At 65.4% G+C, this 6310-nt stretch carries 8 protein-coding genes; 6 read left to right on the plus strand and 2 right to left on the minus strand.

Going from position 1 to position 6310, the window contains the following annotated elements; translation table 11 throughout:
* The first annotated feature begins 92 nt into the window (after nucleotides 1-92).
* The 5 genes from Q8M13_RS14725 to Q8M13_RS14745 all read left to right on the plus strand — a co-directional run bounded on the left by Q8M13_RS14725 (nucleotide 93) and on the right by Q8M13_RS14745 (nucleotide 4247).
* The gene (locus Q8M13_RS14725; RefSeq protein ID WP_305300747.1) at nucleotides 93-839 is read left to right on the plus strand and encodes an SDR family NAD(P)-dependent oxidoreductase; all 747 of its coding nucleotides are present in this window, start codon (nucleotides 93-95) and stop codon (nucleotides 837-839) included.
* 64 nt (nucleotides 840-903) lie between these two features.
* Nucleotides 904-2622, plus strand: a complete 1719-nt coding sequence (locus Q8M13_RS14730; RefSeq protein ID WP_305300749.1) for a class I adenylate-forming enzyme family protein — start codon at nucleotides 904-906, stop codon at nucleotides 2620-2622.
* Nucleotides 2622-3254: a glutathione S-transferase family protein gene (locus Q8M13_RS14735; RefSeq protein ID WP_305300750.1), complete on the plus strand. Its 633-nt coding sequence runs from the start codon at nucleotides 2622-2624 to the stop codon at nucleotides 3252-3254. The genes Q8M13_RS14730 and Q8M13_RS14735 overlap by 1 nt, the downstream gene beginning before the upstream one ends.
* A 141-nt stretch (nucleotides 3255-3395) precedes the next feature.
* Nucleotides 3396-3572 (plus strand): hypothetical protein, encoded by a 177-nt coding sequence (locus Q8M13_RS14740; RefSeq protein WP_305300752.1) that lies wholly within the window; start codon nucleotides 3396-3398, stop codon nucleotides 3570-3572.
* A gap of 276 nt (nucleotides 3573-3848) precedes the next feature.
* On the plus strand, nucleotides 3849-4247 hold the full coding sequence (locus Q8M13_RS14745) for a DUF6180 family protein (protein ID WP_305300753.1): 399 nt from the start codon (nucleotides 3849-3851) through the stop codon (nucleotides 4245-4247).
* A 664-nt stretch (nucleotides 4248-4911) separates the two neighbouring features.
* On the opposite strand, the gene Q8M13_RS14750 is transcribed toward Q8M13_RS14745, so the two are convergent.
* Entirely contained in the window at nucleotides 4912-5691 is a 780-nt protein-coding gene (locus Q8M13_RS14750; RefSeq protein ID WP_305300754.1) for an SDR family oxidoreductase, read from the minus strand.
* Nucleotides 5688-6011, minus strand: a complete 324-nt coding sequence (locus Q8M13_RS14755) for a nuclear transport factor 2 family protein (RefSeq protein ID WP_305300755.1) — start codon at nucleotides 6009-6011, stop codon at nucleotides 5688-5690. The genes Q8M13_RS14750 and Q8M13_RS14755 overlap by 4 nt, the downstream gene beginning before the upstream one ends.
* A gap of 96 nt (nucleotides 6012-6107) precedes the next feature.
* Between Q8M13_RS14755 and Q8M13_RS14760 the strand changes: the two genes are divergently transcribed.
* The coding region (locus Q8M13_RS14760) for a LysR family transcriptional regulator (protein WP_305300756.1) at nucleotides 6108-6310 on the plus strand (203 nt) is incomplete at its 3' end.

The following is a 6310-nucleotide window of genomic DNA, read 5'->3' on the forward strand; positions in this document are numbered from 1 at the left end:
GAAATGATCCAGCTAGTCCCGACCGTCATCGACTATCGCTCGCTAGATGAGCTTTCGGCGGGCCAAGGCGCCGCGCCGGCGGTGACCGCGACATGACTGTCGTCGTCACCGGCGGCACAAAGGGCATCGGCCTGGCGATCGCCGAACGCCTGGCGCGGCCAGAAGAGCCGCTGCTTCTGGCCTATCGGTCCGACGACGCTGCCGCAGAGGCGGCCAAGATGCGGTTGGCTCCGACCGGCGCGAAGGTGACGACGATCCGAGCGGACGTCGGCCAGATCGAGGGCGCGGCGGCCGTCATGACCGCGGCGACCGACATCGCCGAGGGCCCGATCCATCTGGTGCACAGCGCCGCCATGATCTACCCGACCAGCTTGCTGCAGGCAGATCTGGCGAAGTTCACCCAGGCCATCCAAATAAACGGCCTGTCGCTGCTCTACCTTGTGCAAAAGGCAGCGCCCCTGCTTCAGCGAGGCAGCAGCATTGTCTTCATCTCGAGCGCAGGCGCCCGGACGGCGCAACCCAACTATGGCGCCTTGGGAGCCGGCAAGGCGCTGGCCGAGAGCTTGGTGCGCTACCTAGTGCCGGAACTCGCCCCCATGGGGGTGCGGATCAACGCCGTGGCGCCGGGTCTCGTCGATACGACTTCCGTCGCCGGCATGGTGGGTGGCGAGGACGCAGCGCAACGAGCGCTTGAGCGCGCCGCGCGGACCAACCCCTCGGGGCGCATCAGCCGAGACAGCGACTACGCGGCCCTTGTCGAGTTCCTGCTGAGCCCTGACGCAGAATTCATTCAAGGTCAGGTGATCCACGCCAACGGGGGCGCCTACGTCTCTGCCTAGGTCAACGCTGCGTGCCCGGCGAGGTCAGGGCGCAACGACCGTTCCAAACTTGAGGGTGTTGATAGTGACGAGACTTGAAGCGTTGGCGCAGCTCACTGGGCCGGGACTTCCCTATGAGTTGGTGGAAATCGAAGCGCTGGGCCGCCGGGTGCAGGCGTTCAAGAACGCGCCAGTGAATTTGCGCGAGCTGTTCGAGACAGGACGCAGCGACCTGCCGTTCATCGTATATGAGAACGAGCGGCTGACCTTCGAGCAGGCCTGGCAGGCCTCCCAGACGCTCGCGGCGGCGATGGTGGCCGACTATGGCGTAGATAAGGGAGACCGCGTCGCGATCTCCATGCGCAACTATCCGGAGTGGATCATCGGGTTCATGGCCGCGACCTCGATCGGGGCGATCGCGGTGGCGATGAACGCGCTGTGGCAGCCACACGAGATGGAGTACGGCCTGAAGGACAGCGGAGCCAAACTGCTGCTCGCCGATCAGGAACGGCTGGATCGGCTCGCGGCCTGCGACGCGCCGGCCGAGTTGAACGTGATCGCGGTGCGTGCGACCAAGCCGCTTGCGCCCGGCGCGCGCAGCTATGACGCGGTGATGGCGGGGGCCGAAGGAGCCGCCCAGCCGAAGCGCGAGGTAAGGCCCGACGACGACGCCATCATGCTCTACACCTCCGGCTCGACGGGGCATCCCAAGGGCGCGGTCTCGACCCACCGGAACATCATGAGCGCGCTGCTGTCCTGGGAGTTGGACGCGCAGGCCGGCATGCTGGCCGGATTTTCGCCGGTGGCGGGCGGCCCGCAGCCGGCGGCGCTACTGTCGATCCCTCTGTTCCACGTCTCGGGGTTGCACGTCAGCCTGTTGCAGAGCTTCCGGGCGCAGCGGCGCCTGGTCTGTATGTACAAGTGGGATCCAGCCCAGGCCGTGGACATCATAGAGCGCGAGCAGATCACCGGCTTCAACGGCCCGCCGGCCGTGACCGGCGACCTTGTGGAGATCGCCCGCCGCGATGGGCGCGACCTCAGCTCGCTGGTCGCCGTGGGCGGTGGTGGGGCCAGCCGCGCGCCCGAGCAGGTCCGCGCCATCGACAAGGCCTTCCCGAACGCCGCGCCCAACACCGGCTGGGGCATGACCGAAACCAACGCCATCGGGACCTCCATCGCCGGCGCCGACTATCTGGCCCATCCGGCCAGTTCGGGCCGGGTGTCCGGGGTGCTGGATATCCGCATCGTCGACGAGGCGGGTGTGACGCAGCCGGCCGGGACACGTGGCGAGCTGCAAATTCGCGGCGCCTCGATCATGCGCGGTTACTGGAACCGGCCCGACGCCAACGACGACACCTTCGTCGACGGCTGGATGCGGACTGGGGACGTGGCATATGTGGACGCCGAGGGCTTCGTCTTCATCGTCGACCGGATCAAGGATCTGGTCATTCGCGGCGGAGAAAACATCGGCTGCGGGGCCGTCGAGGCGGCGCTTCTGGAACATCCCGACATCCTGGAAGCCTGCGTCTATGGCGTGCCGGACGACCGGCTGGGCGAGGAGGTTGGCGCGACGCTCTACACGCGGGCCAAGCTGGAGGACTCGGCCTTGAGGTCATTTCTCGAGCCCCGCCTCGCGCGGTTTGAGATTCCTCGGTACTTCCACTTCTCCGACGCTCCGTTGCCGCGCATCGCCTCGGGCAAGATCTTCAAGCGTCAGCTTCGAGATGAAGCTGAACAACGCCAGGCCGCCGCGGTCGCACCGACCACGCGAGCCACTGTCTCCGACATCGTTGCAGGTTCATAATGCTGACAGTCCATCATCTGGGCGTTTCACAGTCGGAACGTATCGTCTGGCTCTGCGAAGAACTCGGGATTGACTACGTGCTTAAGCGCTACGATCGGGTTCCTCCGGGGCGCGGGCCGGCGCCGCCAGACTACAAGTCGCTGCATCCCCTGGGCACGGCGCCGATCATCACGGACGGCGATGTGGTCCTGCCCGAGTCCGGCGCGATCATGGAATACATCATCGGCAAGTACGGGGCCGGCCGGCTGGCGGTAGGCCCGGAGGCCTCGAACTTCGCCGACTATCTGTTCTGGTTCCACTTCGCCAACGCCTCAATGCTGCCCAGCCAGACCGGGGCGCCTCGGGAAGGCGTTGAGGAAAGCCCGCGCGCTCAGTTCATGCGAGCGCGCTCCGATCGCGCCTGGGCGCTGGTGGAGGCGCGGCTCGGCGCTTCAGCCTATTTCGCGGGGGACGAGTTCTCGGCGGCCGACATCATCATGGGCTTCGCCCTGACCACCATGCGGGTTTTCGCGCCCCGCGATCTGTCTCCCTATCCAAACATCCTGGCCTATCTCAAGGTCATCGGGGCGCGGCCGGCCTACCAGCGCGCCATGGAGAAGGGCGACCCGCAGCTGACTCCCCTGTTGAGCTGAAGGCTTGCCCTGACGTGCTTGGGCTTAGAGGCGGCTTTGGACCGATTGCGAAGATGCTGGCGGCGCCGTCAGTGCGCCGTTCATCGGTCTGGAACCGACATTCGTAGGCGGGGTTGAAAAAGGGTCCCTGAGGAGAACCTGATGAGCGATCAGAACCAAAACCCAAAGCCGCAAGCTACTCCATCCCCTCTGTTGCGTGATGATGAGCAACTGAAGCCAACTCCGGTCGATCCTAAGAGGGACGACCGCGGGGGACTCTCAACCGGCGTCGACACCGGCGCCATCCAACCAGGCAAGACTGGCGACGCGCGCATTTAACTCCGCGCGCATTCGGCTCTGGCGCAGCTACAGCGCCCAGAGCCGAAGGCGGGTCCAGATCAGTCAGGACGGCTGACCAATCGCATGAGATGGCGGGCTATACAGAAGCGGCCGCCTCGCAATCTTTGGCCAGATTTTCGCCCCCGCCAAGCTCTGGACCACCCGACTTCAGTGTCAGCCGGCGACCGCATCTACGAGTGATGGCCCACTGACTTGGTCTTGATCTGAGCGATCGCCCGCCCTGCGTCGAACGAACCTACCTTTGAGGAATGCATCATGAAGTCATACGGCGTCGCCGGGGTCGTGCTGGCCGTGGGTTGCCTGCTGTCAGCGCCTTCGGCCGTTGCAGCACCGTCAAAATTTGGCCTGGAGTACCGCGTGGAACGCGCAAGCTCGGCCAAGCTCAGCCTGGACACCTGCCTCGGTGTCGCCAAGCGCGAGTCCGCCAAGCTTGGATACGCACCGGCGGTGGAAAATCGCTATCCGGGCCAACTTGCCGTCTTCGCCTCCGGTCCCGCAGCAGGCGGCGCGTCCCTGATGGTCTACTGCATCGCCGTGGACCAAAAGACCGCCTTTGTCGTGCAAGCCATTGACTACAGTCAGCCAAATAGCCCCGCCGCCAAGCGCACCGCCGATCGGGTGCACGCAGCCCTGCTATCGGCTAGCCAGAGTTAAGGTAGAAATCACTCAAGCAGACGCCTCCGCCGCCCAGCATCTCTAGGCGATGCAGGGCGGCGGGTTGGCTGCCCCGAAACCCGTTTTCGCCGACCGAGGAATGCGGGGTGTCCGCCGCCAAAATGCACGCTAAGGTGTGTTTTCAGGGCGAGGAGAATTGCGTTGATGTCCAGAATTTCCAGAACACTTCCCATCGCGGCCATTAGTGTCCTGATGCTTGCAAGCTGCGAGCATTCCGCGTCGAACGCACCTGGCGCATCAATCGGGGTGGGCAACCCCTATCCCGTCAGCAACTACGTTTGCGAGGACGGCACACGCCTTGCGGTAAGGCTGATGGGCGATCGCGCCTCGGTGTCTGTCAACGACGCGCCCGCAGTCGATCTCCCATCCATGGGCTCCGAAGGAACAACCTTTTCGAACGGTCAGCGGACGCTGACCATCGTACAGGGGCGCCTCTCATGGGGTGTTGGTCGAGCTGTGCCAACGGCCTGCACTGGCGGATAACCTCCGCCCCGCTGGACGTTCGATGGCTGTGTCGCGCAGCAATCTAGGAGATACGCCAGGTGGGTTCGATGATCGGCCTATCAGCGTCCAGGCCATCGTCTTGACCGCCTTCGGCGCCGAGCATCGACAGAGCCTTGGCCCGGCGCTCCGAGCCATTCCTTCATGCCGTCGGCACAGTTCCGCCGTCGATGAGGTATTCCGCACCGGTGATGGATGCGGCCCGGTCGGAGGCAATGAAGGCGATCAGGTTCGCAACCTCCTCGGGCTTGGTGGGACGACCAAGCGGGATCCCGCCAAGCGATTGCATGATGATGCGCTTTCCGCCCTCGCGATCGACGCCGGCGTCCCGGGCTAGACGATCGGCCAGGGCCACGGCCGCCTCGGTCTCGATCCACCCGGGCGCCACGCGCACCACGCGCACGCCCTGGGGGGCGACCTCTTTCGAGAGGCTCTTGCTGTAGACCGATAGCGCCGCCTTGGCCGAGGCGTAGGCGGTGGTCGCTTCTGGAAGCGGCATCAGCCGTTGGATCGACGTCACATGGACCACCACGCCGCGCCCCTGCTCCGCCATTCCCGGCACAAGCGCTCGGTCCAGGCGAACTGCGGGCATCAGATTGAGGTCGAACTCCTTGGCCCAGGCCTGGTCGTCCAGGGCGGTGAACCCGCCGGCCGGAGCAGAAGAGCCGCCGAGCATGTGGATGAGGATGTCGATCCCGCCCAACCGCTTCTGTGCGGCGGAAGCGACGCTCGCGCAGCCCTCTTCGGTGCTGAGATCCGCAGCGACGAACATATCGTCCGCGGCGCCGTCCGCCGCCGAGCGCGCGACGGTCAGGACCTGTCCGCCTAACTCGCGGAACAGCGCCACAGTGGCCGCGCCCGCGCCGCGGGTGCCGGACGTAACTAGGGCTCGTTTGCCCCCCAGGGACAGGAACCCGTTCATGCGCCGATCTCCAGAGCCTTGATCTGATTGTCTTGCAGCCAGAAGAGGAACGTCAGGGTCGCGGGGCTGCCGGGGAAATCCCCGGTCGCCAGCGCGCGGACCGCGGTTGCATCGCCGGCATGGCTGACCTCCAGCGGCTGAAGGGTCGTCCGATACCGGGCCTTCGTCTCCGCCCACCAGGCGCCGATGGCCGTCCGGCCCGAATAGGTGTGGCCTTCGTCAAGGACAGTGGCTTCCGGCGAGAAGGCGGCGACAAGCCGGTCGCGAGCGCCGCGGGCGTCCGCATCGAAATAGGTTTCAATGGAAGGGTGCAGTTCCATGCCTTGCTCCTTGTTGCGTCGCCTATCTAGCTAGTCCTCGACAGCTATCGCGATAAGCAGGACAAACAGGGACCTGGCATCGTGGAAAACGGGACAATGCTTCGATTGGGCCTAAGCGATCTTGAAGCCGTATTAGCGATCGCCCGCCGGGCCTCGTTCCGCCGCGCCGCCCTCGACCTGGGGATGTCCGCCACCGCGCTCAGCAACGCCGTCGCCAAGCTGGAGGCAGAACTCGGCGTGCGCCTGTTCAACCGGACGACGCGGAGCGTTGCGCTGACGGACGCCGGACGCCGTTTCGT

Source organism: Phenylobacterium sp. (assembly GCF_030681155.1).
Classification (GTDB): domain Bacteria; phylum Pseudomonadota; class Alphaproteobacteria; order Caulobacterales; family Caulobacteraceae; genus Phenylobacterium.